The 23142-nt window shown below is 51.5% G+C and carries 24 protein-coding genes; 15 read left to right on the forward strand and 9 right to left on the reverse strand.

Annotation, left to right across the window (positions count from 1 at the left end; genetic code table 11):
- Window positions 1-198: 198 nt before the first annotated feature.
- Together METMI_RS0118435 and METMI_RS0118440 are read left to right on the forward strand one after the other, a co-directional pair.
- Window positions 199-1482 (forward strand): ATP-binding protein, encoded by a 1284-nt coding sequence (locus tag METMI_RS0118435; RefSeq protein WP_019867780.1) that lies wholly within the window; start codon window positions 199-201, stop codon window positions 1480-1482.
- A 4-nt stretch (window positions 1483-1486) separates the two neighbouring features.
- Window positions 1487-5497, forward strand: coding sequence for an NACHT domain-containing protein (locus tag METMI_RS0118440; protein WP_019867781.1), 4011 nt, complete (start codon window positions 1487-1489; stop codon window positions 5495-5497).
- Window positions 5498-5671: 174 nt separating this feature from the next.
- Here the strand turns inward: METMI_RS0118440 and pdxR are convergent, their stop codons facing one another.
- Window positions 5672-7132, reverse strand: coding sequence for a MocR-like pyridoxine biosynthesis transcription factor PdxR (pdxR, locus tag METMI_RS0118445; protein WP_019867782.1), 1461 nt, complete (start codon window positions 7130-7132; stop codon window positions 5672-5674).
- A 106-nt stretch (window positions 7133-7238) separates the two neighbouring features.
- On the opposite strand from pdxR, the gene METMI_RS0118450 reads away from it, so the two are divergent.
- From METMI_RS0118450 to METMI_RS0118515, 12 genes are all read left to right on the forward strand, one after another.
- The gene (locus tag METMI_RS0118450; RefSeq protein WP_019867783.1) at window positions 7239-7673 is read left to right on the forward strand and encodes a carboxymuconolactone decarboxylase family protein; all 435 of its coding nucleotides are present in this window, start codon (window positions 7239-7241) and stop codon (window positions 7671-7673) included.
- A gap of 101 nt (window positions 7674-7774) precedes the next feature.
- Window positions 7775-8674, forward strand: a complete 900-nt coding sequence (locus tag METMI_RS0118455; RefSeq protein ID WP_029151794.1) for a haloalkane dehalogenase — start codon at window positions 7775-7777, stop codon at window positions 8672-8674.
- A gap of 82 nt (window positions 8675-8756) precedes the next feature.
- Window positions 8757-8897: a hypothetical protein gene (locus tag METMI_RS27150; RefSeq protein WP_019867785.1), complete on the forward strand. Its 141-nt coding sequence runs from the start codon at window positions 8757-8759 to the stop codon at window positions 8895-8897.
- A 105-nt stretch (window positions 8898-9002) separates the two neighbouring features.
- Window positions 9003-9383 carry a YciI family protein gene (locus METMI_RS0118465; protein ID WP_019867786.1) on the forward strand — a complete coding sequence of 127 codons (381 nt, stop codon included), beginning with the start codon at window positions 9003-9005 and terminating at the stop codon, window positions 9381-9383.
- A 211-nt stretch (window positions 9384-9594) separates the two neighbouring features.
- Window positions 9595-10080: a VOC family protein gene (locus METMI_RS0118475; protein ID WP_019867788.1), complete on the forward strand. Its 486-nt coding sequence runs from the start codon at window positions 9595-9597 to the stop codon at window positions 10078-10080.
- Window positions 10081-10188: 108 nt separating this feature from the next.
- Entirely contained in the window at window positions 10189-10581 is a 393-nt protein-coding gene (locus METMI_RS0118480) for a VOC family protein (RefSeq protein WP_019867789.1), read from the forward strand.
- A gap of 9 nt (window positions 10582-10590) precedes the next feature.
- The gene (locus tag METMI_RS0118485) at window positions 10591-10998 is read left to right on the forward strand and encodes a VOC family protein (RefSeq protein ID WP_019867790.1); all 408 of its coding nucleotides are present in this window, start codon (window positions 10591-10593) and stop codon (window positions 10996-10998) included.
- Window positions 10999-11020: 22 nt separating this feature from the next.
- A complete protein-coding gene (locus tag METMI_RS0118490; RefSeq protein WP_019867791.1) occupies window positions 11021-11377 on the forward strand; it encodes a YciI family protein in 357 nt (118 codons plus the stop codon).
- 24 nt (window positions 11378-11401) lie between these two features.
- A complete protein-coding gene (locus METMI_RS0118495) occupies window positions 11402-11881 on the forward strand; it encodes a DUF1579 domain-containing protein (RefSeq protein ID WP_019867792.1) in 480 nt (159 codons plus the stop codon).
- A gap of 52 nt (window positions 11882-11933) precedes the next feature.
- Window positions 11934-12299: a YciI family protein gene (locus tag METMI_RS24570; RefSeq protein WP_019867793.1), complete on the forward strand. Its 366-nt coding sequence runs from the start codon at window positions 11934-11936 to the stop codon at window positions 12297-12299.
- Window positions 12300-12554: 255 nt separating this feature from the next.
- Window positions 12555-13031 (forward strand): SRPBCC family protein, encoded by a 477-nt coding sequence (locus tag METMI_RS0118510; RefSeq protein ID WP_019867795.1) that lies wholly within the window; start codon window positions 12555-12557, stop codon window positions 13029-13031.
- A gap of 117 nt (window positions 13032-13148) precedes the next feature.
- The gene (locus tag METMI_RS0118515) at window positions 13149-13619 is read left to right on the forward strand and encodes a VOC family protein (RefSeq protein ID WP_019867796.1); all 471 of its coding nucleotides are present in this window, start codon (window positions 13149-13151) and stop codon (window positions 13617-13619) included.
- Between the two features lie 144 nt (window positions 13620-13763).
- Here METMI_RS0118515 and METMI_RS25720 read toward each other — a convergent pair whose 3' ends face one another.
- From METMI_RS25720 to METMI_RS0118535, 3 genes are all read right to left on the reverse strand, one after another.
- Window positions 13764-14459: a DUF3455 domain-containing protein gene (locus METMI_RS25720; protein WP_019867797.1), complete on the reverse strand. Its 696-nt coding sequence runs from the start codon at window positions 14457-14459 to the stop codon at window positions 13764-13766.
- An 837-nt stretch (window positions 14460-15296) separates the two neighbouring features.
- Window positions 15297-16961, reverse strand: coding sequence for an MFS transporter (locus METMI_RS0118530; RefSeq protein ID WP_019867799.1), 1665 nt, complete (start codon window positions 16959-16961; stop codon window positions 15297-15299).
- 658 nt (window positions 16962-17619) lie between these two features.
- Window positions 17620-17961, reverse strand: coding sequence for a CCDC90 family protein (locus METMI_RS0118535; protein WP_019867800.1), 342 nt, complete (start codon window positions 17959-17961; stop codon window positions 17620-17622).
- A gap of 192 nt (window positions 17962-18153) precedes the next feature.
- On the opposite strand from METMI_RS0118535, the gene METMI_RS25725 reads away from it, so the two are divergent.
- Entirely contained in the window at window positions 18154-18891 is a 738-nt protein-coding gene (locus METMI_RS25725; protein WP_156829894.1) for a retropepsin-like aspartic protease family protein, read from the forward strand.
- Between the two features lie 20 nt (window positions 18892-18911).
- On the opposite strand, the gene METMI_RS0118545 is transcribed toward METMI_RS25725, so the two are convergent.
- The 5 genes from METMI_RS0118545 to METMI_RS0118565 all read right to left on the reverse strand — a co-directional run bounded on the left by METMI_RS0118545 (window position 18912) and on the right by METMI_RS0118565 (window position 23132).
- The gene (locus METMI_RS0118545) at window positions 18912-19955 is read right to left on the reverse strand and encodes a hydantoinase/oxoprolinase family protein (RefSeq protein WP_019867802.1); all 1044 of its coding nucleotides are present in this window, start codon (window positions 19953-19955) and stop codon (window positions 18912-18914) included.
- A complete protein-coding gene (locus METMI_RS0118550) occupies window positions 19952-20929 on the reverse strand; it encodes an ATP-grasp domain-containing protein (protein WP_019867803.1) in 978 nt (325 codons plus the stop codon). Before METMI_RS0118550 ends, METMI_RS0118545 begins: the two co-directional genes overlap by 4 nt.
- On the reverse strand, window positions 20929-21510 hold the full coding sequence (locus tag METMI_RS0118555) for a GNAT family N-acetyltransferase (protein WP_029151795.1): 582 nt from the start codon (window positions 21508-21510) through the stop codon (window positions 20929-20931). Before METMI_RS0118555 ends, METMI_RS0118550 begins: the two co-directional genes overlap by 1 nt.
- 31 nt (window positions 21511-21541) lie before the next feature.
- A complete protein-coding gene (accA, locus tag METMI_RS0118560; RefSeq protein ID WP_019867805.1) occupies window positions 21542-22498 on the reverse strand; it encodes an acetyl-CoA carboxylase carboxyl transferase subunit alpha in 957 nt (318 codons plus the stop codon).
- A 151-nt stretch (window positions 22499-22649) separates the two neighbouring features.
- Window positions 22650-23132: a cupin domain-containing protein gene (locus METMI_RS0118565; protein WP_019867806.1), complete on the reverse strand. Its 483-nt coding sequence runs from the start codon at window positions 23130-23132 to the stop codon at window positions 22650-22652.
- Window positions 23133-23142: the final 10 nt, after the last annotated feature.

Here is a 23142-nt window from a genome sequence, read left to right on the forward strand (position 1 = left end):
TTATAAGTCAGGTAAATACTATAAAAGCAGCCGTTCACTATATCCTGCTCTACCAATCACATGCAAACAGATTGCACTGCCAAATATCACATTTCATAAGCAACGGACAGCATGTTTGTGCCTACGTATATACAAAAATAGACAATATTATTTCATCGTGTTACGTTACTGAGTAAATTTACTCAGTAACGTAACACGATGAAATACCAAAGACCACAAGAAGATTTGCTTAAATCGCGGCTTAGCGACCCCGTGCATTTTATTAATCTGCTGGCAGGCCCAAGACAAGTTGGCAAAACCACGATCATTCGAGATCTTATCTCGCAAATCCAAGCTCAAGGTTACTACATCTCAGTTGATGAAGAGCCAGCCATAGGCAATGAAATTTATAATTTTGCCGGTAAACCAGCTAGTGTTTCGCCACCTCAAAGAAAGGATGCAACTTGGCTGCAATTTCAGTGGCAAGAAGCCAGGAACCGCACAGCACAATGGTTAAAGTCTAGGCAAAATACTGACAAAAACGGGCAAATTGCCGCCTTCGTCTTTGCTATCGACGAAGTCCAGAAAATCGAACAGTGGTCAGACATAGTCAAAGGCCTATGGGATGCCGATAGGACTAATGGTGTTCCTATGCATGTTGTGTTGCTCGGCTCCGCACCATTGCTCATGCAAAAAGGTTTGTCCGAAAGCCTAGCCGGGCGCTATGAAGTGATTCCTGTCAGTCACTGGGGATTCACCGAAATGCAGCAAGCTTTTGGTTTTAGCTTGGAGCAATACATTTATTTCGGCGGTTATCCCGGCAGTGCTTGGCTAATCAAAGATGAAACACGCTGGCGACGCTATGTGAGGGAAAGCTTGATCCAACCCAATATTGAAAAAGATATTTTGCAAATGGTGCGCATCAAAAATCCTATGCTGCTGAAACAACTTTTTGAATTGGGTTGTCATTATTCAGGCCAGGAATTGTCACTGACCAAAATGATTGATGCTATCAACGAAGCAAAACACACCGAAACCCTGGCAGATTATCTGCATTTATTAGCTGAAGCGAAATTACTAACCGGATTACAAAAATATGCGGCGCAGGAAGTCCGTAAACGCAACTCAGCACCAAAGTTTCACGTCTTCAACACAGCTTTAATGTCAGCAATTCAGGATTACAGCTTTGCCGAAGCGCAGGCTGATAGGAGTTATTGGGGCAGATTGGTGGAAAGCTGCGTCGGCGCACATCTACTTAATACCAGCTACGAAGATACCAAACTTTATTACTGGCGTGAAGGCAATCAGGAAGTCGATTTCATATTGGCTAAAGGGAGAAAATTGGCCGCCATAGAAGTGAAAAGTGCGCCAAATCCGGTGTTGTCAAAAGGCCTGGACGTATTTGGCCAAAAGTACAGCCATGCCAAAAAGATTTTAGTGGGGAATGGCGGCGTAGCACTGGCGGAATTTTTATCTCAGCCTGCCGATTATTGGTTGGATTAGAGTTATGTACCACGTTCCGCGTACCTGCACCGAAAAGAAAATGGATGATGGGGAAGAGAGCCTTCCAAGTCCAATTACCAACTTTAGGGAGCGGGCAGCTTATGTATTATTAGGCGAACCGGGGGCAGGGAAATCAAGCCTGTTCATAGAAGAAGCGCAAAACACCGACAACGGCTTTTACATTTCCGCCCGTGACTTCATTGATCTCGACCGCAACGAATGGCGGGATAAAACCTTATTTATCGATGGCCTGGATGAAGCAAGGGCGGGCAAAGACGACGCCCGCACACCGTTAGGCGCAATTCGCAGCAAACTCAGTCAATTAGGCTGTCAATATTTCCGTATTTCCTGCCGGGAAGCCGACTGGCTGGGCTCACCCGATGCCAATGATTTAGCCCGAATCAGCCCTAACCAGGCCATAACCATTCTGCATTTAAACCCGCTTAGCAGTGACGACATTGAGCAGATAATAAGCAACGATCAGCGAGTGCCTGATACAAACGGCTTTATTGAAAAAGCCGAACAATTCGGCTTGTCCGGTTTGCTAAATAACCCGCAAACCTTGGATATGTTGATTAATGCTGTCAAAGGTGGTCACGGGTGGCCGATCAGTAAACAGGAAGTTTACGAATTAGCCTGTAAACAACTGGCATCCGAGTTTAATGACGATCATTCGGTAACACAAACAGCCACGACTCCCCAATTAATGGAAGCGGCAGGTTTTTTGTGTGCGGTACAACTTATCGCTAACCTTTCCGGCTTCACGGAAGGCCAAGCCGGCGAAGGCCGGATTAGCCTAAGAGACTTGACCATTCCGAATGCTTTACCAATACAAGCCGCCTTAAAAACACGGTTGTTTAATAAGACCGGAAATAATGAATTCAGCTACGTGCATCGCAGCGTGGCGGAATATCTGGCGGCACAATTCATAGCAGGAAAGATAAAGCAAGGTTTGTTGATTAACCGGGTACTGGCGTTAACCAGTGGGTTTGACGGCGGCATAGTCGCGGCATTGCGTGGTTTGATGGCTTGGCTTAGTGTGCATTCCGAACAAGCGCGCGAGCGTTTGATTGAGATTGATCCAGTCGGCGTCATCGTCAATGGCGATGCGCTGCTGTTTCCCAGATCAGCTAAATCCCAACTATTCCAGGCCCTGATTAAGGAAGCAAAATCCACAAGCTTTCCCAATCGGGACTGGCATACCACCGCATTCTCAGCGATTACCACCAGAGATATGGCGAATGAGTTAAGCGCGGTACTCAACAACACGAGTCGTAGCAATGGCGAGCAATTTCTTTTGTACTGTTTACTAAATGGTTTGTTTTGTTCCGAACCGATAGCAACAATTAAAGCATCATTGCTAACCATTATTCGGGACAGCTCTTATTGGGAGGGAGTACGTGGCAACGCACTGGACGCATTTCTCCACCAGTATCCCGAAGACCTGGATAGCTTGTTACTATTGGCGGATGATATTCGACAAGGCAAAATTGAGGACACCGAAAATGGCCTTTTGGAAAATTTGCTGGATAAATTATTTCCCACAAAAATAACGGCTTTCAACATTTTTCAATATTTACTACCACCAAAAAATAATTTCGTAATTGCTTACCGTAATTTTTGGCGAAATCTACTTCCAATGCGCTTAACAGATACTGATCTTGCCGTGGTTCTGGATCAGCTTTTTGAACTGAAAACAGATTCTCTTGGCCCTATGGGTCACAAAAAAATAGTAGGAATAATCGACACTGTGGGTCAATTATTAATACGAGGTTTGCAAATTCATGGATTAACCATTAGCTCTGAGCGCCTCTATCGCTGGTTGTCCATTGACATTAATGAATATAATCACTACACGCTCCCATTGGAACAGCGCCAGCAAATCAACAGTTGGCTTGACTCCCATCCTGATCGTTACCTGGCAATTATCGGTGAAGGATTAAAGCAAATAAAAACTTTTGAAAACATCTTTGGGGAAATTCGTAAAATATTTTCGCGGTTACACGATACTACTCCACCCAAAACTATTGCCCAATGGTGGCTTAATCAGGCACTCTCGGAAACTGACTTCAAATTGAGCTGTGCTTATTTTGAACAGGCATTTATAACACTGTACGACCAACAGAACGATACTGGCTTATCCCTGGATTACTTTGTTAATTGGTTAGAAGATCATCCCGAATATCTTGAAACTTATCAGCACTTAACTTATTACAATATTCCAGACTGGCGATATGAACATATTAACTCAGAAAAAATATGGGCTGCTGAACGTGATGAGGAGCTAAACAAAAAGCTGAGCTACTTACATGAACATCAAGCACAAATTGCCGACGGTAGCGCACCTCCGCATATTTTTAATCAGCTAGCGATAGCATTTAATCATCTTGTCCAAACAAACGGAAAATCACGCGAAGAGCGTTTGGCTGAATATCTCAACAACGATGAAATACTTATAAACGCAGCAAAAACGGGTTTACGAAAAATACTACAACGAACCGATTTGCCAACGCCACTTGAGATATATACGTCGGCGGTGAAAAGTAAGTACCATTACATTCGCCTACCTTTTCTGGTTTGTATGGATACGCTTTATCAGGAAAATCCTGCCATGCTCGAATCATTAAGTGATGAGTTACTTAGCAAAGCGGTGGCTTTTTGTTTCGCGGAAGGTACTTCTCATGAGGCTTGGTTTAAATCGCTTTACCAGTCGAAGCCGGAATTGGTCTCGCGCTTATTCATCGATTATGTCAGAGCGCTATTAGCCGCCAAGAGTCAATTTATTCATGGGTTGCATAATCTGGCTTATGACCCAGACTTAAAGAAAACTGCTAAGCTGACAGTTATGCCTTTACTCAATAAATATCCAGTTAGAGGCTATAAAAATCATGTTACCCACCTCAAATACTTGCTGGAAGGAGCTATTGCAGACGTAGATAAAATCGAATTACTGACAATGGTTGAAAAAAAACTGACTTGCAAGGGCATGGATTTAGCACAACGTATTTATTGGCTTGCTACCGGTTTGGTTATAGAGCCGAAAGTATACGAAGCTCAAGTCAAACAAACTGTTACAGGAAAAAGCCAACGTATCAATCGTTTAAGTAGCTTTCTAATCCAAATTTCCCGTTCGGATTATGACAGATATGACTTTCCTGCTTCAACTAAAGGAATGTTGATCGAAGTATTGGCGCCACGTTGCAATCCGTTATGGCCTAGAAGCGGCACTGTGACGCCCGCAACGGAAGAAAAAGACTATGTTCAGTTTTTACTTAACGGCCTTGCCTACAATCCCAGCGAAGAGAGTGCAGCAATTTTGGCCGATTTACTGAGCCAGCCAAAATTAAGTGCTTGGCATACTCAAATTCAGAGCGCCCAACAAACTCAACAGCTCAGCCGAAGAGAAGCATTGTTCAAACATCCCAATGCGGCGCAAGTCATCAATACACTCAGCAATTTAAAACCAGCTAATGTTGCTGATTTGGCGGCACTTACTGTTGATTGCTTGGAACAGCTGGCAGCAGAAATACACGGCAGCAGTAACGATAGCTATAAACAATTTTGGAATGTCGATAGCAATGGTAAACCCACAAATTATAGGGTTGAGAATATTTGTCGTGATTATTTATACGGGAAGCTAAAGGCTTCTTTGGCAAAGTATGATATTCAGGTTGATCTGGAGGTACATCATGCCAAAGCCAAACGCGCTGACCTAGAACTATCATTTATTCGTGACGGCAAAACCTTAAAGTTTCCCGTCGAAATAAAATGCGATTACAACAAGGATCTCTGGAAAACCATTCATGAGCAACTTATCCCGTTTTATACAATCGCTCCGGAAACCGAAGGCCGAGGTCTATTTTTGGTCATTTGGTTTAAATTGCCGACTCATCCTCAAGGCCTGCCTCCGCCAACTTCAACGGAACAGTTAGCCGCGATGCTTAAAAATACAATGACCCCACAGGAACAAAAACTGATTGATGTTTTTGTACTGGATGTTTCAAAAAAACACTAAATCGTTTTATCAATCAGGTGTCCACAGCATGAGAATACAAAGTTTCCGATGAGCGTCAGTCAAATTCGACAAACTGAAAACAGTTTGTGATTCACCTATGAAGGACTGCTAAGACTAACATCACAGTCATTGAAATTGATTAAACGTTAGTGGCCGCAAAGGGCAATAAGCAGCCTAAACCATTCCGTCCATCGTCCTCGCCAGCTGGTGGACGGCTTCGTCGATCCGGCCCGCAGGGATCATGCCGTAGCCTAACACCAAGGCGTTTACCGCCGCCGGTTTTTCGGCGGCATAACGGTCTAACGGCTGCAGCCGGATACCCTCGGCGGCCAATTTTTCCGCCAGTCCAGCCGCGGGTATAGCTACGCCCAGTTCTGCGGCAAGATGCAAACCGGCGTCGGTGCCGATCACGCGCAACCGGCCGCCACAATGCCGGGCTATGGCTTGTTGTAGGGTGGCGCGGCGGTCGCCGTAGATTTTGTGCATTTTACGGACATGGCGGGCCAAGTGCCCCTCGCCGATGAACGCGGCCAAGGTGTCCTGGGGGAGCACCGCGCTATGCCAATCGCTGTAAGCCTTGGCCGCAACCAATGCCTGCCGCGCCCAGGGCGGCGCGACCACAAAGCCTAGCCGCAAGGCCGGGAACAGGCTCTTGGAAAACGTGCCGACATAAAACACCGACCCGTTGCGGTCCAGGGTTTGCAAGGCGTCAAGCGGGCGGCCATTGAAGCGGAATTCGCCGTCGTAATCGTCTTCTATCACGACGGCGTCACGGGCCTGCGCAAAGTCTAGCAAGGCGGCACGTCGCCCCGCCGACAGCGTCACGCCCAGCGGGCATTGGTGCGAGGGCGTGACGTAGATGATCCGGGTAGTATCCGGCAAGCGGTCAATGACCATGCCTTCGCCGTCGACCGGAATGCCGACGATTTTGGCCCCGGCGGCGGCAAAGGTGGAGCGCACGGGCGGATAGCCGGGTTCCTCGACGGCGACCAAGGTTTGCCCCGGCGTCACCAGTATCCTGGCCAACAAATCAAACGCCTGCTGCGCCCCTGCCGTCACCACCACATTTTCCGCCAGACAGGCCACCGCCCGGGCGTAAGACACATGCCGGGTGATCGCCGCCCGCAACGCTTCCCGCCCTTCCGGTTCGGCATAAGCGGCGGGGGCTTTCGATAACGCCCGTAAGGCCCTGGCCGACAAGCGCCGCCAGACCGGGAAGGGGAATGCGGCCTTATCGGGCAATCCCATCCGAAAATCATAAGGCAGCACATCAAGCCGCGTCGTCGAAAAAACGGGCTGCGGATCGCGCCAGAATTCGTTTAAACGCGTATCAGGCAAAATGCCGCTGCCCGGCGGTTTGCCCCCGGGCGATAACGGGGAAATAGTGGCCACATAGGTTCCGGCTCCCGGACGGACCCGCAGGTAACCTTCGCTTAGCAACAAATCGTAGGCCGCCACGACGGTGTTGCGCGAAATTCCCAATCCCGCCGCCAGCGGGCGCGTTGCCGGCAGGCGCAACCCCGGCTGCAAGCGGCCATCGAGGATGGCCGCCCTAAGTTGCCGGTGCAGGGCGCGGAGCAGGTCGCCCTCCCCTTTTTCGGGCAAGGCGATTGCCAAATCAAAAAGTGGTTCCATGGTTTTCCTAAAGGGTGGCTCTTTTGGGGTATCGCTGTCTGGCTTATTCTAACCGCACACCCGGTTATCAGCGGGCAAAACAGCGATGTGAACTAAGAGGCCCACTATGAATATCAGCGATGCAGTGAATTACCAACAGGTCATCCCGGAAATTTTCGGGGCGCTAGCAGAAGTCCATGCCGTGATGGACGCCACCGGCCTGCTTGACCGCAAGCTCCACCACCTCGTCCAACTGCGGGCGTCCCAAATCAACCAGTGCGCTTATTGCGTCCAGATGCACACGGGCGAAGCCCGCACCGATGGCGAAAGCAACGCCAGGCTGGACCAGCTGGTGGTCTGGGAGCGCAGCGACGCCTACTCACCCGCCGAACAGGCGGCCTTGGCGTGGGCCGAGGCCTTGACCACTTTGCAAAAGGACACCGATTATACGGCCCTGCGTATCTGGCTGCGCGAGCATTTCAGCGATGCGCAAATTGGAGTGCTGACCTCGACGGTCGCGATGATCAATTTATGGAACCGCATCCAGATTTCGACGCATTAAGCCCAGGCGGTTTAATGTTGCCGTTAGCTGCCTGGGCACTATGGCAACCTTCAGACCACGCCGCCTGGTTAACCCAAAACCCACTTGAAAGGAGCCTTGACATGTCCGAACCGCAAATATCCCCTACCGATACCCTCCCACGCCAACGACTAGTGGTGCTCGACACCGAGCTCAGCTATGTCGATGCCGGATCAGGCGAGCCCATCGTGTTTTTGCATGGCAACCCGACCTCATCCTACCTTTGGCGCAACATCATACCCTTCCTCAGCCAACAGAACCGTTGCCTTGCCCCGGATTTGGCGGGGATGGGCCAATCCGGCCCATCCCCTACCGGGGCTTACCGTTTCCTGGATCATGCGCGTTATCTGGATGCCTGGTTCGAGGCCTTGGGCCTGACTGAAAACGTCGTTTTGGTGTTGCATGACTGGGGATCGGCCTTGGGCTTTTACCGCGCCTACCGCCATCCTGGGCAAATCCGCGCCATCGCTTACATGGAAGCTTTAGTACAACCTAGGACATGGGACGACTTCCCCCCTGGCCGCGAGGCGATGTTCCGTGCCTTGCGTTCGGAGAAAGGCGTGGAAATGGTGCTGCATGACAATTTTTTCGTCGAAACCGTGCTGCCTAAGAGCATACTCCGCACCTTATCGGAACAGGACATGGCGGCCTATCGCACGCCGTTCACAACGCCGGAGTCACGCTTGCCCACCCTGGCCTGGCCGCGCGAACTGCCGATTGACGGCGAACCGGCGGATGTCGCCGGGATTGTCGAATGTTACGGGCAATGGTTGTCCACGAGCACTCTCCCGAAACTGCTGATCAGCGCCGGGCCGGGGGCACTGTTGACCGGACGGGCGCTTGAATTTTGCCGTACCTGGCCGAACCAGCGGGAAGTGGCTGTCAAAGGCATACATTATCTTCAGGAAGATTCCCCCACTGAAATTGGCATGGCGCTACAGGCCTTTGTCGGCAATCTTGGTATCCAGCGCCCTGCCCCCTAATTTTTTACTACAGCATCGCCAGCTATCCGGCCACCCCCGCCCACGATCGCCGCCGTCATTAAAGGCGTACGCCATCGCCAGCATGGCGAACCCTCATATTGCCGTCACCGGGAAATACTATTTTCCGGGCCGTTACACCGCCATTATCCCGATGATTACGGGCATCTACAGCGTAGGGTGGCTATTGGAAAACCGGAATGCCCAGACCGTGTGCGCCAGGTAATTCCGTGAACATTTTCCGCATTTGGCAATGTGCCTGTCGAATGGGCCATGCTCCAATCGACTATAAGGCGGAAACCCTTTTTCCACACCCAACCGGAGATAAACCATGAAATACCTATGCCTGATTTGCGCCGAAACCGTCATGGAGCAAATGGACAACGACGTTGCCGAACACCATTTTAAGGAATACGCGGAATTCACCAAAAACCTCAAGGAAGGCGGCCATTACCTGGGCTGCAACCGGCTGCTACCACCCAGCGCCGCCGTTACGGTGCGGGTACGGGGCGGCAAGGTCTCGGCCACTGACGGGCCCTTCGCAGAAACCAAGGAACAGTTCGGCGGCTACTACCTGATTGAGGCCAGGGATTTGAACGAGGCGATCCAGATCGCCTCGCGCATACCCGGGGCAAAGCATGGCTGCGTTGAAGTGCGGCCGGTCGCCGAGGACGAACAGACATTGCAGGCGCTCGGTTTTGCCGAAGCCTGATGTCCGGCGTTGGCAAGGCTAACGTTAAAAATCCACCCGCCCAAACACTACTGACACCACGCTGTCAGGAAGGCTGACTTACCATAGCAACTCGCCAACATTGGCCGCCCGCCAATAAAAAATCCGGCGGCCTGTCGATTCCGGCAGCCGCCATTCGACCAAGGGTGCAAGCACCTTTTACATCCACTTAACGCTAAACAGGAGCACAATCATGACCACAACCATCAAACCCATCCCAGACGGCTTCCACACAGTCACCCCGTACCTGGTCGTCCAAGGCGCGGCCGAGGCGCTGGAGTTCTATAAACAGGCCTTCGCCGCTGTTGAGCTGTTCCGCCTCGACGCGCCTGGCGGGGCAATCGCCCATGCCGAATTCAAAATCGGCGATTCAGTTTTTATGATTTCGGACGAAAATCCCCAGTGCAGCGATGTTTCCCCGAAAACGCTGGGCGGCACGCCAGTCAAACTGCATCTTTATGTCAGCGACACCGACGCCGTCTTTGCCGCCGCCATCAAAGCCGGGGCTACCGAAACCATGCCGCCCACCGACCAATTCTGGGGCGACCGCATGGGCGGCGTGGCTGACCCGTTTGGCCATCACTGGCTGATCGCCACGCATATTGAAGAGGTGGCTCCGGGCGAACTGCAAGGCCGGATGGAAGCGTTCTTCGCGGCACAGGCGGGTTGTAACGGTTAGCCAAGCTCGGCGGCAGGCGCCCAATCACGGATGGCGGGCGCCCGCACAGACGGGACCCTCACACGCATTTTTGTTAGATTTACTGCCAACAAACCATTAGGAGAAACTATGGGTAACAACTGCCAAGTTCACGGTGCCTTCAGCTGGTGCGAACTGCTGACCACCGACACCGGATCCGCCAAGCACTTTTATGGCAAGCTCTTCAACTGGGCCTTGGAACCCGCGCCTATCACTGGCCTGGACTATACCTTGGTGAAGTCCGGCGGCGAAAAGATGGGCGGCATCATGGCGATACCGCCTGCGGTTGAGGGGGAGCCGCCCTGCTGGGGCGTGTACGTCACCGTGGACGACGTGGAAGCCACCGCCAAGCTGGCCGTGGAGATGGGCGGCAAAGTGCTCATGCCCCCGCACGACATCCCTGACGTCGGACGCTTCAGCGTGCTGCAAGACCCACAAGGCGCGATGATCAGCGTCATCACTTACTTGCCCAAAGCCAATTGAGGAACCGCCATGTCCAGACAAATCTTCGTGAATCTGCCGGTAAAGAATCTCAGCCAATCCGTTGAATTCTTTACTCGGCTCGGTTTTGCCTTCAATCCGCAATTGACTAACGGGAACGCCGCCTGCCTGATCGTTAGCGATAACAGCTTTGTCATGCTGTTGACCGAGGCTATGTTCCAATCCTTCACTCCCAAAACCCTTTGCGATGCGACGCAAAGCTCGGAAGTGCTGGTCGCCTTGTCTTCCGAAAACCGGGAGGCTGTCGATGACATGGTGCGTAGAGCCGTCGCCGCTGGCGGAACGCTTTATAACGGGCCGCAAGATCACGGTTTCATGTACGGGCATGGCTTTCAGGATTTGGACGGCCACATCTGGGAATTTTTTTACATGGAGCCAGGCACGGCCTGCCAAGCCTAACAATGCACGAGCGGAGACGGTTATGAAATACATGTTGTTGATTTACCATGAAGAACAAGCTCTGGGTGAAGACGAGCGGGAAGCCTGTTACCAGGAATCCACCCGGCTCATCCACCAGCTCAAAGCGGAAGGCCAGTTTCTGGCCGCCAGCCCGTTACAACCCACCGCGATGGCGACCAGCGTCCGGGTGCGCGAAGGCAAACGCTTTGTGACCGACGGCCCGTTCGCGGAAACCCGTGAGCAATTGGGCGGCTACTTTCTGGTCGACACCCAGAATCTCGACGCCGCCATAAGCATCGCCGCCAACATTCCGATGGCGCGCAAGGGCGTGGTTGAAGTCAGGCCATTGATCGAACTGCCGGGATTACCGGTTGTTTAAGCATAAGACAGATAAGGGTTAGCCATGGATAACAGACCGCAGAAAGAGCACGAATGGCTACAGCAGTGGGTGGGCGAATGGGCCTATGAATGCGAATGCATGATGGAACCCGGCAAGCCGCCTGAAAAATTCAAGGGCTCAGAAAGCGTGCGCACGCTGGGCGGTTTTTGGGTGCTGTGCGATGGCCGCAGTGAAATGCCCGGCGGCATGGCGGCCATGTTGATGACATTAGGCTATGACTCGCGCCAACAACGGTTTGTAGGCTCTTGGATCGGTTCGATGATGGGCCATCTCTGGGTATACGACGGCTCGCTGGACGCCCAGAAAAATGTGCTCACGCTCAATACCGAAAGCCCGTGCTGCGCGAGTGACGGCAAATTAGTCAAACAGAGGGACGTCATTGAGGTCAAAAATGCCGGTCAGCGTTTGTTGAATTCGTACCTGCTGGGCGAAGACAGGGAATGGCAGTTATTCATGACAACGAGTTACCAAAGAATAAGGTAGCGCTTTAACTTCAAACATCCTACGGGTTTACTTAAAAAAAGGAGAAATTTCAATGAAATGCATGGTTATTGTTAAGGCAAGCAAGAACAGCGAAAAACAAGGTTTTGATCCGAGCTCCGAAATACTTGCGGCAATGGGTAAGTACAATGAGGAGCTAATAAAGGCCGGCATTATGCTGGGCTGCGGTGGTTTAAAGCCCACTTCGCTGGGGAAGCGCGTCAGGTTCTCCGGCTCACAGCGCACGGTAATCGACGGCCCATTCCCCGAACCGGAAGATCAAATTGCTGGTTACTGGTTTTGGCAGGTCAAATCAGTGGATGAGGCCGTCGAATGGGTTAAGCGCTGTCCGAATCCAATGCTAGAAGACTCTGACATTGAAATTCGTCCAGAGTATGAGGAAGCGGATTTTGCAGCCTAACATTACGCTCAAGCGGGATGCGCCTTTTCGTGGCGGTCTTGGAATTCGTTATGTTCCGGCTTAGCTAATCTTCCGTGAAAGGCAAGCCCCTTAGCTTTACGTTAATGGGGCTGATGTTCAGCATGGACAAAATGGCCGGTGAAAAATTTGAAGAGCGTTTGGCGGCATTGAAAACCGTCACCGAAAAAGAGTAAAGGCCATTCTAGCCAAGATGAACCGTGGGGATACGTTTTTAAATTAATCCGGGAGAAAAAAATGGATACCGTAAATGAACCTGCCGAATCGCGGGAACTGGTGTTGGCCCGCCTGATCGACGCACCACCGGAAAACGTGTTTAGGGCCTGGACAGAACCGGAACTGCTCAAACAGTGGTTCACGCCCAAGCCATGGACAGTCGCCTCCGCCGAACTTGATGTCAGGCCGGGTGGCGGCAATAGGATCGTCATGCGTAGCCCGGAAGGCCAGGACTTCCCGAACAGCGGGGTCTATCTTGAGGTGGTCAAGAATGAGCGTTTAGTGTTCACCGATGCCTATACGAAAGCCTGGGAACCGTCCGAAAAACCCTTTATGACCGCCATCATCACCTTTGAGGATGACGGCGGAAAAACCCGATACACCGCCCGTGTCCGGCATTGGAGTGCGGCCGACCGGAAAACCCACGAAGAAATGGGCTTTCATGAGGGCTGGTCTAAGGCCACAGACCAGCTTGCCGAGTTGCTTGCAGGCTTGTAGGCCGGATGCCCAAACCCTCCTTCCCGGTCTGGCAAAACAGGTGGCGGGCACCCTATCAAGGCCCGCCGACCACGGTTCACGCTATACGACCATTTACACCCTTCGGAGTAAACCACTATGCCAAAAATCACCCCCTTTTTGTGGTTCAATGATCAGGCCGAAGAGGCCATGAATTTTTACGTGTCCATTTTTAAGAACTCGAAAATCTTAGGCATCAGCCGCTATGGCGATGGCGCGCCCGCGCCTAAGGGCACGGTGATGACGGCAACTTTCGAGCTGGATGGGCAAGTGTTCACCGCCCTTAACGGCGGGCCTATTTACAAGTTCTCGCCCGCCACTTCGTTTGTCGTGCATTGCGAAACGCAAGCCGAGGTCGACTATTACTGGGAGAAACTATCAGAAGGCGGGAAAGAACATCAATGCGCTTGGCTGGATGACAAATTCGGCGTGACCTGGCAGATTGTGCCCGACATCCTCATTGAATTATTGGCCGGCCCCGATCCGGTAAAATCCGCAAGAGCCATGCAGGCTATGCTGAAAATGACGAAAATCGACATCGAACAGTTGAAGCAAGCCTACGCGCAATGATAGAAACTACGGATAAATTTTTTACTTTGCCTCAAGACCTGTCCATTTCAATTTCCCGGAGCCTGGCCTGGAAAGCGAAGTACGTCTAAAAAGCGAACCGGACGGGTGTGCCGTCCGGCTCTTGCAAAACCCTTTGGTAATACCCTAGTCGTAGCCGTAGTCCGGGTAGCCTCTGGGGGTCTTCTTGTAAAAAAAGTAGTCGGCCGTGTAAGGCACGAAAGCCCTCGTGCCGACATCTGTTAACGCATCACAGCCCGTTGACGGTGCGGCCCCTCCAGAGGTGTTCAACCGCTGGATGAATGTGACCGCGGTCAGCGAGCGGCCACCGGTCGGGCCTTTTTTGGTTCCGGCCACCGGAAGCAGGAGCCAGGGGATGGCATCTTGTGCGACAAAGTCCGGGTCGGACGAGGCGGTCGCCCGCCCGCCCCAAACGGTGCTCGTGTCCCGTGAGTCCTGCCATGCAGCGCGAATTGTGCCCTTTTCGGCCGGGTTAGGGCTAAAAAAGTGGGTTATGATTTGCCTATTGTTGTCAGCGGACAGCGTGGCCTGCGGTGTAAAGAGCGTGAAGGCGAAGCCGGAGGCCGGGCAAACCGCCGTAGGTGTGATCGGGTTCGGACACGGTAAGCAGACGTAGTTCTGGGTTCCAACCGCGTGGCCTTCTAGGAACGCGGTGTTCCCGGCTGGCACCTGGATGTCGGTAGGCACGGGTGGCGGTGTGACTCGTCCGGCGTGGGCGGGTTGTGGGTGTGAGGCCGCGAAAGCCAAGACTAGGGCCATGGCGCCCGCGATGGGCAGGATGCCACGCGTGGCCTGATTCTCTGGTGCATTGCAGTTTTTCATAATGTTTTCCTTGCGCACTTTATGCGCAGGTTGAGGGCTTATATGCAAGGCCTCCGGCTATCATCCCCAGCGGCTAACCCGCCGTGGACTGATTGCCCATCACTTGACGACGCGGCGCCCGTTCCGGTGACCAAGGCCTAAGGTTTCGGTAAGGGGGCTCTGATAAGACTTGAACGAAGCCACCTAACCTTGATAACAAAATTTCAAGATCGCCAACAGGCGGCGCGTCCCGTTAGCTGGCTTGTTAATCCTAGCAACGCCGCAAAGGTTCAATTGCTTGCTGGAAAACCAGGACATTTAGCAAAACCAACTTCATTGTTTGTCAATTCGAGACCTTTCCGGAATGCTTGAACAGCATTTTTATACAAGCGCATGAAAAGAAAAGTTTGTTATTTATCAAGCTGATTCGACTAAAACCTTAACCTATACCTGCATGGCTATGGAACCATTAGGCATCGGGTTCGGTTGCCTATCATGGGCCTAACATTTGGAAAGCACTGGCCGTAATGTTGCGGGAAGGAAACGCGATGGCCAATTTGTATTGGCCATCATTAAATCGTACCGGGCATACGCGACATTACGGTCGGGGGGGGGGGCATTACTTCACTGCCATTAAGTTAATGGTTTTAATCAAAATAAAACAATTGGTTACGAACGAATTTGTAGGTCGGGTTTACCCAAAGGGCATAAAAGCGATAGCGTAACCCGACGCATCAGCACCTAAATGTCGGGTTACGCTGACGCTAACCCGACCTACAATTGATATGCACCGCAAAAATACAATCGTAACACCATGAATATTAACATTTATTCATTAACTTAATGGCAGTGGGGGTATTACTTGGATAAAAAAGCACGTTTGCTGACCAGGATAGCCAACAACGGTAAAGCCAAGCCCAGCAACATGACACAGAACAATAGCCCGCCCAAGTCGCTGTAATCGGCCGGCACGGTCACAGCGCCTGTCGCATCCTTCACTTCACGGGTGATGACAAACCACTGGTTGAGCATTTTGGTCAGCAATTGTGACAGCGATAAGGCCAGATTGACGAAAGCCGCCATGACCGCAAAATAAGTCGCCTTGAGCCTTGCCGGGGCTGAATTGGCAATCCATGCCAACATAGGGATCATAGCGACCTGCCCAAGCGGCGATTCCATTGCCGTGTCGACCAAGGCAATGAAACGGGCATCCACAACACCGCCGGTATGCGCCTGGGTCCATTCATGCAGGCCATAGAATAAGGCGATGTTCGGTAAATAAAGCACCGTCAAGGCGACGGTCAACGTGGCGATGATATAGGTGATCGGACGCTCCGCCATGAAGCGGCGGAACAGAAAAATGCCGAGCAAAGTCAGGGCGCTGGCAGTCAACGATAATTGGGACAGAAACTGCTGGTCGAAGCGGAGCACGTCGATCATCCACCAAGTTTCGCCAGCCCCCGTGGTAGGAACCGCACGGAAGGCGAAAATCACCAAGGCCGTACCAAACAACTGTTTCCTTTCCGGCACGGCTAGCTCTTTAGTCAAATGCCACATCAGGAACAATACGATGGTTAGGGAGCCGACAAAAACAATCACTTCGTTATAAGGCAAATCCGCCAAGCCCATCACCACCGAAAACAAGGTAAAGCCAAGCCCGCCGCCCAATAACCACCAATTGATTTCCGGCAATTCCGTCATGGACCGTCCTAACAGGCGTTCCATATCTTCGAATTCATAACCCAACGCCGCCAGCCGCCATTCTTCTTGCGAGCGCAACCAAGACGCCAGCAGGACACCGAAAATTGAGATGATCGGAATCCACAATGCCCAATGGTAAATGCTGAGATAAACGTCCGCCTTTGCCGCCGTATCCATCGCCTCTACGCCATTGAACAAATAGACATTGGCGAGGGCGTCTATGAGCGTGCCGCTGATAATCGCCACCCGCCCTAAGGATTGCATGGTCGTGTGCGCGAGCAGGATTTGTGGTGGGGGAATGGGGTTTTCGTGGCCGTCAAAACGCGCTATCGCCTCCACGGTCATCGCATCGGCGACGATGTCCTGCATGACATACCCGATAGGCGCTAATAGCGAAGCCAAAACAAACCACTGTTCGGCGGGCATCAGTTGCGCCATATAGTCTAAGTCTGCCAGCAAGTTAGCCATAATCAGCAAACTGGCGGCGATCAGCGCGGCGCCCACGTAAACCAATACGGACTTATACCGCCACAGCAAATCCACCAAATGGCCTAGGGGCATTTTTAGCGTCCAAGGCAACATCACCCAAAAGCTCAGCGTCGCCAGAAATTCGGCGGACAAGCCCAGATATTCCTTGACGAAAAAAGTGCTGACAATCGCGGTGACCCCAGATACGCCCGCCGCAAAATAGATCATTAACGGCGGCAGATAGCTCCAGCGCAATTGCCTGGCAAGATCGTAAACATTGTGGTCTAGCCAACTGCGCCAACACTGCATAATCTGCTTGATGGGCGCATTAACTGGATTTTGCTTTCTGGGCATGGTGGTTTCCTCACGGGTCAGTGAATAGATATGCTTTAAACGCTCAAGTTTTCAGTTTTTTAGCTGGCCAAGCTATGCGTAACTGTAAAAATCACCACAAATTCAATGAAATATAGACATGTGTCTGTAGGGGGCAGCCCAGATTATGCCATCTGAAAACTTTACAGTTCCGGGTATAGTCCTGCAATACCCCATAGCCTACGCACCATTAAACAAGATACTTAAAGATGGGGGGGGCCGCCGCCAGGGCAAGCGCATATAAAATGAATAAAATATCAATGACTTATATTTTAACGTCGTATAGATGAATGCGGGATGGGGTTTGAAACCCCATCCTTAACGTTTTGAGCCACCTAATAGACACTAAAAACGTTACGGAACGGGTTACAAACCCGTTCCAGCACTCTTGTCTTGATGCTGGGTTGGTGCCGACAAACCCAAAATTTCGTAACTTATTGATTGTTTAATTTATTTATATGCGCTTGCCCTGGAGCCGCCGCCCGTTTGCACATCGGGTTGTGCTTTTTGCCCAGCTATTCGCCTAATCTAAACCTGATTGAACGGCTGTAGCGGCTCGTCAAAAGGGAGGTGACCCTGAGCTGGTGGGCGTTGGGTATGGTGTGATTGGATTTTTCGGGGTACCGCTTGCTGTGTGTGATTAAAGTTTGCCAATCAGTTTAAGGAGCAATGCCGTGATGATGGTTATCTGCAATATGCCCACGCCCACCACCCAGCGGATTAGTTCGGCTTTGGTTTCAGCAATATCCCGCCTCAATTCAGAACGCACCAGTTCTATTTTTAGTTCGGTTTCCTTGATACGGGCATCCAAATCCTTGTTGGTGACCAAGGTTTCTAAGCTGTGTTCATGTTTGACAAACTCGACAACGGCATTGGTGGCTTGTTGGTGCAGCTTAGTGATGGCTTCAGCTTGTATTTCCGTCAAACCCGCTTGTTTCAATTCGGTGACGAATTCATGGGTGTCAAAGGTTAATGTAGCCATAATGGGGAAATGTCTGATTGATATAGATTGTTTTTATTATTGTAACAATAGCTAGGGCATTTCGTAACGTTTAGATTTGATGGGTATAGTGGTGGCAAAAAGCAAAAGGTATTGCAAATAGGTTTAAACTTGCAGAACCTCAATAAGTCTTTTAAATTAAAACTTAAATTAACCTACACCCAAGGCAATGTTATGAATCTATGGTTAAAATTTATGGGCTACGTCGTAGGCTCATTCCTTGCCGTGTGGGTTTACATGCATTTCAACCCGCACTATCCGCAAAATCAACAAGACCAGCCCCAACCTATGGTTTTGCAACAAACCGTGCCAACCGATCCACCTGTGGACACCGGGCTTGAGCCATCGGAACCGCAAGACACGGCTTATCCCCAAGAATATATAGCTTCGCTGCCGCAAATAACCCAAGAACCGCAAGCTGATGACAGCGAGTTAGCCGACGGCACTATTGTGATCCACGGGGATGGCCGTGGGCATTTTCGGGGCAAGGTTTTGATCAACGGGGTCAGTATGCCGTATGTGATTGATACGGGCGCATCAATCACAACCGTACCCTTGAAATTGGCAAAACTCGCTAACCTGCCTCTAGGTGAATTAAATCAAGTGGAAACGGCCAATGGCCTTGCTGTTGGCCAAAAATCCAGGATCAAGGAAATGAAGCTGGGTAACGCGGTATTAAAAGATACGGAAGCGGATATTAACTTTACCCTGGAAGAAGTGCTGATTGGCATGACCACACTGAAGCATTTCCAAATGGTTTTAGAGAGCAACACCTTAAGGCTGATCCCGAATAAAGGTTACGGCGATGATGAAATAAGCCTGGGCGCTACCGAAACGAAAACGTGGAAGAAAAACGTGGTTTGCGATAGCGAGGGTTTGGATTGCAAAACGGTTTATGGCCCGGCAGACTGACCTTTCCGTACCCCACCTTACTACTTAAGGTGATGGTTCAAATACCCCACCGCCACCGCAGGCGCACAATCGGCGGCATTGGGTGTTGTTGCGGAACTCTGGCATAGCCGTGAAAAATCCAGATAAGGCCTAGCCCATTGCCCGGCGAGTTGTTGCGCCAAAAAACGGCCTATGCCTGCGCCGATGATGGGGGCATTTGCTGATAGGCCACTGTTTGCCGACAACTGTTCACAGGCCAAGCGGATTTTTTGCACTTGCTGCCCGCGGAGGTTATGGGCAAACCGTTGCCAACGCGGCAATTGTCCGGGATAAAAATCGCAGCCTATCATCCGCGCCAAGCGTCTGGCACTGGCCTGAGGCGTTTTTTCCGCACCGTCAGCCGTGTCAGTTTGATCATGGGCTTCGTTTAATTCGCCAGTGACGCGGTAGACATCCGCCATCGTCGCAAAATATTCCGCCATCAGCCCGATCTCATGGCCTTCATCCGTTGCCGTTTGCGCCACCGCCATCACCGCTGTCCTGACTATGCCCGTGTACACCAACTCTTTGCTGATGAGGCGTTGGTAATCGGTATAGCCTTGCACCTGCACGTTGCCGGCTTTCAACACCAGCACATCGGTCGTGGTGCTACCGATGTCGATAAACATCCCCTCACCTACCGTTTGTGCGGCAAATCCGGCGCTTGCCAGCCAATTGGCCGAGGCAATGTCCGGGTAATGCGCGGCGGTAATTTGATGATGCGGCAATAAGCCGTGTTTACCTGCAAAAACCAACATGCCGGCATCCAGCAATAACCTCTCCATGGTGGCGATGATTTGCCGGACCCCCTCATCCCTACCGTCAAACAAATCCACCAATTCACCCGTCATGGTGATGGCATGGCGGTAATGTGCGTCAGGCAAGGCTTGCAGTACGGCGTTGGCCGCCGCGTGTAAAGTTGCCAAGCCTTTCCACAAAGGGCAAGGCTGCTGGAAAATATCAATGATGATGCCGTCAGGATTAATCACGGCTGCTTTTAAGTGCGCCCCGCCGATGTCCCAGCCTAGGCTATAAGTCGTTGTCATGAATGGACTTTCAAAGTGATGGATTGATTTTGGCGTGGGTAAATGGCTGGTTCGCCTTCCAGCAATTGCAGCACCAAGTCGGCAATATTTAAACCCAAAGCGGCTTGTAAAGCGGCAAAGGACGTGGTCAAGCGCGGATTGATTTCTAGCACTAGCACGGCAGATCCGGTTTCAATCAAATCAATTCCGACATAGCCCCATAATTCAGGAAATGCTGCTGCGAGTTGCTTAACTAGCGGACGGTATTTATCGTGGTCGTCTGAATGATTGACTACAATTTCGGTGAGTTGGTAGCGTTGCCCGATGATAGCAAAGCCTTGTAAATTTACCGACAACGGCCACGCTTTGCCGTGTTGGAATAAGCAAGACAAGCTGGTTTTATCGCCCTGCACATGTGGTTGGATGATAAAGCGGTCGTTACGGGGCTGGTCGGTAAAATCTTGTTGCGTTGCCAGTATGACGCTATCGCCGCACCCTGCCCCGTCCCTAGGCTTGATTATCCACTCGCCTTCAGCATAATCGGCGTATTCGGCCAGTTGCGTGGGAACGGTAGGGATTTGGTGTTGGCGCAGACGCAGAAAGGTTTGGTATTTGTCGCCTGTCACCGCCACGGCATCGGCAGGAGAGGTTAGCAAGACTTTGTTTTGCTTTGCCACTAGCCCACAGAGTTGTTGCAAAATGCCGTCAAATTCCGGCGCGGTCGGCCAGACGGCATCGGCATTGGTAATGTGCCGGGCGAATTCGGCCTCAACACGGGTATCGGGATTGACGATGATGAGTTGTTTTACCGCCGAGGTATTGAGCTGGCCTAGCAAGCGGTAATCGAGCATGACGCTTAGCTCGATAGCCGGCAGTTGGGCAAAATTATCCAGCAAGGCCTGCAACATCAAACAGCCTTCCTTGGCTAATGAAGGCGGCAGTTCCTGTTGGTTGAAACCGCCGCCGGAAATGTATTCGAACAGTAAAACCCGCACTACTCTTCCGGCCGTGCCTGGCCATCTTGTGCCAGCCACTGGTTGCGTGATAAACGGTACAGGCAGTGTGGGCGCAGCGGATGCCCCAACGGCACATCCGGATGCTCAAAAATTGCGCTGTCCCCGTTCATACCCAACCGCTCCATGACCGCACGAGATTTGGTATTGCCCACCGCCGTAAAAGAAACAATCTCTGCAAACATTAGCCGCCCAAAACCAACTTCCAAAGCCGCTTTCCCCGCTTCAGTCGCATAACCTTTGCCCCAAAATGGATAAGCCAGCCGCCAACCGACTTCGACACACGGCGAAAAAGGCAATTCGGCACTCGGTATATGCAAACCGACGCACCCAATAAACTGGCGGTTTGCCTTCGTTTCAACGGCCCAAAACCCCCAGCCACGTTCGTGAATTAGCAATTGGCAACGCTCAGCCATAGCATCACTAGCCGCATGGTCAAGCGGGCTGGGAAAATATTCCATGACCCGCTGGTCTGCATTTAGGGCGGCGAAGGGTGCGCGGTCATTGGGCTGCCATTGCCGCAAGCACAAACGCCCGGTTTCTAGTTCTATAGGTCGGCACATGGTCATCTAGCGCAATTTGCCATCTTAGTGATTATTCCGTAAACACCCCAAAATTCATAATCCGTTGGTAACGGCTTGCCAGCAGGTCATCCAAAGATTGCTGTTTCAATTCAGCCAAATGACGCAACAAGGTTTCTTTCAAATTCTTTGCCGTAGTGACGAAATCACGATGGCCGCCACCTAAAGGTTCGCGGACGACTTCATCCAAAAAGCCTTGTTCACGGATACGGTCGGAGGTGATGCCCATCGCTTCCGCCGCCAATTGTGATTTTTCGGCGCTTTTCCACAAAATTGACGCGCAACCTTCGGGGGAAATCACTGAATACGTGCTGTATTCCATCATGATCAAACGGTCGCCCACGCCTATCGCCAATGCGCCGCCAGAACCGCCTTCGCCTATCACGGTGCAGATAATCTGGGTTTTCAGTTTCGCCATTTCAAACAAATTTCTGGCAATCGCCTCGCTTTGCCCGCGTTCTTCCGCGCCGATGCCCGGGTATGCGCCCGGGGTGTCAATCAGGCAGATAATCGGCAGTTGGAAACGTTCCGCCATTTTCATGATGCGTAAGGCCTTACGGTAGCCTTCAGGGCGTGGCATGCCAAAATTGCGGTAAATTTTTTCTTTGGTGTCACGGCCTTTTTGGTGGCCAATGATGACGACGGGTTGGTCATCCAGCCGCGCCAAACCACAAATGATGGCAGGGTCGTCGGCATACGCCCTATCCCCATGCAATTCGTGGAAATCAGTCATCATCAGCCCGATATAATCCAGCGTATACGGACGGCCTGGATGGCGGGAAAGCTGGGAAATTTGCCAATCGGACAGTTCGGCAAAAATGGTTTCGGTCAGCGAGCGGCTTCGATCTTCCAATTGTTTGATGGCATCAGAAATATTGATGCTGTTGTCGAATTCCACATTGCGGAGTTCGGTGATTTTCGCTTCCAATTCAGCGATAGGTTGTTCGAAATCGAGAAATTTTAAATCCATGAAGATGCGCTATGACGAATTAAAGGTAAACCGTAGATTTTATAGAAAATTGGCGATTTATTCTAAACATAAATTGTAATTTTTTGCTGGCGTGGCTAGCCGCCCATCAAGGAAGGCCCGTTGCCATGCCATTGCAACTAAAGGCCTTCGGTCACGGATAGGGTATGCCGTCTTTGTGGAAAAACCGCCAAACCCCTTCAACAAGCAAGGCCTTGAGGTCGTCATCGGGATAACTGCCTTCGTCCCCTGGCGTCCTGTCGCCGACTTCAAGGTAGACAACGTCTTCGTCCGTTTCATTGATTAGGCAATGCCCGTTGCCTGTACCCGCCTTAAAACCTGCGCACATGCCGGGCGATAGCAAAGTCCGGCCCTCGTCGGTGTGCAGTGTCGGTTGGCCTTGGAGGATATAGACAAATTCGTCTTGTTTGCTGTGGGCATGGCGCAATGCCGAAACCGCATTAGGGGCCAAACGCGTGAGGTTGACACCAAAGTTGCTCAGGCCGAAGACATCGCCCAGCGGCTGTTTCTCCCTGCCCGCCATCCGCGACGCGAACGGTTCAGGATATACCGAAGGTTTGCTGCGTGCGGGCTGTTCGGCGGCAATAACGGCGCTGGGCGTTAGTTTTTCAGGCATGGGAACCTCA

The sequence above is a fragment of the Methylovulum miyakonense HT12 genome, assembly GCF_000384075.1.
In the GTDB taxonomy this organism is placed as follows: Bacteria; Pseudomonadota; Gammaproteobacteria; order Methylococcales; family Methylomonadaceae; genus Methylovulum; species Methylovulum miyakonense.

Coding starts and splice junctions, on each gene's coding strand:
- METMI_RS0118435 (WP_019867780.1), top strand. CDS start 199: ATGAAATACCAAAGACCACAAGAAGATTTGCTTAAATCGCGGCTTAGC.
- METMI_RS0118440 (WP_019867781.1), top strand. CDS start 1,487: ATGTACCACGTTCCGCGTACCTGCACCGAAAAGAAAATGGATGATGGG.
- pdxR (WP_019867782.1), bottom strand. CDS start 7,132: ATGGAACCACTTTTTGATTTGGCAATCGCCTTGCCCGAAAAAGGGGAG.
- METMI_RS0118450 (WP_019867783.1), top strand. CDS start 7,239: ATGAATATCAGCGATGCAGTGAATTACCAACAGGTCATCCCGGAAATT.
- METMI_RS0118455 (WP_029151794.1), top strand. CDS start 7,775: ATGTCCGAACCGCAAATATCCCCTACCGATACCCTCCCACGCCAACGA.
- METMI_RS27150 (WP_019867785.1), top strand. CDS start 8,757: ATGGCGAACCCTCATATTGCCGTCACCGGGAAATACTATTTTCCGGGC.
- METMI_RS0118465 (WP_019867786.1), top strand. CDS start 9,003: ATGAAATACCTATGCCTGATTTGCGCCGAAACCGTCATGGAGCAAATG.
- METMI_RS0118475 (WP_019867788.1), top strand. CDS start 9,595: ATGACCACAACCATCAAACCCATCCCAGACGGCTTCCACACAGTCACC.
- METMI_RS0118480 (WP_019867789.1), top strand. CDS start 10,189: ATGGGTAACAACTGCCAAGTTCACGGTGCCTTCAGCTGGTGCGAACTG.
- METMI_RS0118485 (WP_019867790.1), top strand. CDS start 10,591: ATGTCCAGACAAATCTTCGTGAATCTGCCGGTAAAGAATCTCAGCCAA.
- METMI_RS0118490 (WP_019867791.1), top strand. CDS start 11,021: ATGAAATACATGTTGTTGATTTACCATGAAGAACAAGCTCTGGGTGAA.
- METMI_RS0118495 (WP_019867792.1), top strand. CDS start 11,402: ATGGATAACAGACCGCAGAAAGAGCACGAATGGCTACAGCAGTGGGTG.
- METMI_RS24570 (WP_019867793.1), top strand. CDS start 11,934: ATGAAATGCATGGTTATTGTTAAGGCAAGCAAGAACAGCGAAAAACAA.
- METMI_RS0118510 (WP_019867795.1), top strand. CDS start 12,555: ATGGATACCGTAAATGAACCTGCCGAATCGCGGGAACTGGTGTTGGCC.
- METMI_RS0118515 (WP_019867796.1), top strand. CDS start 13,149: ATGCCAAAAATCACCCCCTTTTTGTGGTTCAATGATCAGGCCGAAGAG.
- METMI_RS25720 (WP_019867797.1), bottom strand. CDS start 14,459: ATGAAAAACTGCAATGCACCAGAGAATCAGGCCACGCGTGGCATCCTG.
- METMI_RS0118530 (WP_019867799.1), bottom strand. CDS start 16,961: ATGCCCAGAAAGCAAAATCCAGTTAATGCGCCCATCAAGCAGATTATG.
- METMI_RS0118535 (WP_019867800.1), bottom strand. CDS start 17,961: ATGGCTACATTAACCTTTGACACCCATGAATTCGTCACCGAATTGAAA.
- METMI_RS25725 (WP_156829894.1), top strand. CDS start 18,154: ATGAATCTATGGTTAAAATTTATGGGCTACGTCGTAGGCTCATTCCTT.
- METMI_RS0118545 (WP_019867802.1), bottom strand. CDS start 19,955: ATGACAACGACTTATAGCCTAGGCTGGGACATCGGCGGGGCGCACTTA.
- METMI_RS0118555 (WP_029151795.1), bottom strand. CDS start 21,510: ATGTGCCGACCTATAGAACTAGAAACCGGGCGTTTGTGCTTGCGGCAA.
- accA (WP_019867805.1), bottom strand. CDS start 22,498: ATGGATTTAAAATTTCTCGATTTCGAACAACCTATCGCTGAATTGGAA.
- METMI_RS0118565 (WP_019867806.1), bottom strand. CDS start 23,132: ATGCCTGAAAAACTAACGCCCAGCGCCGTTATTGCCGCCGAACAGCCC.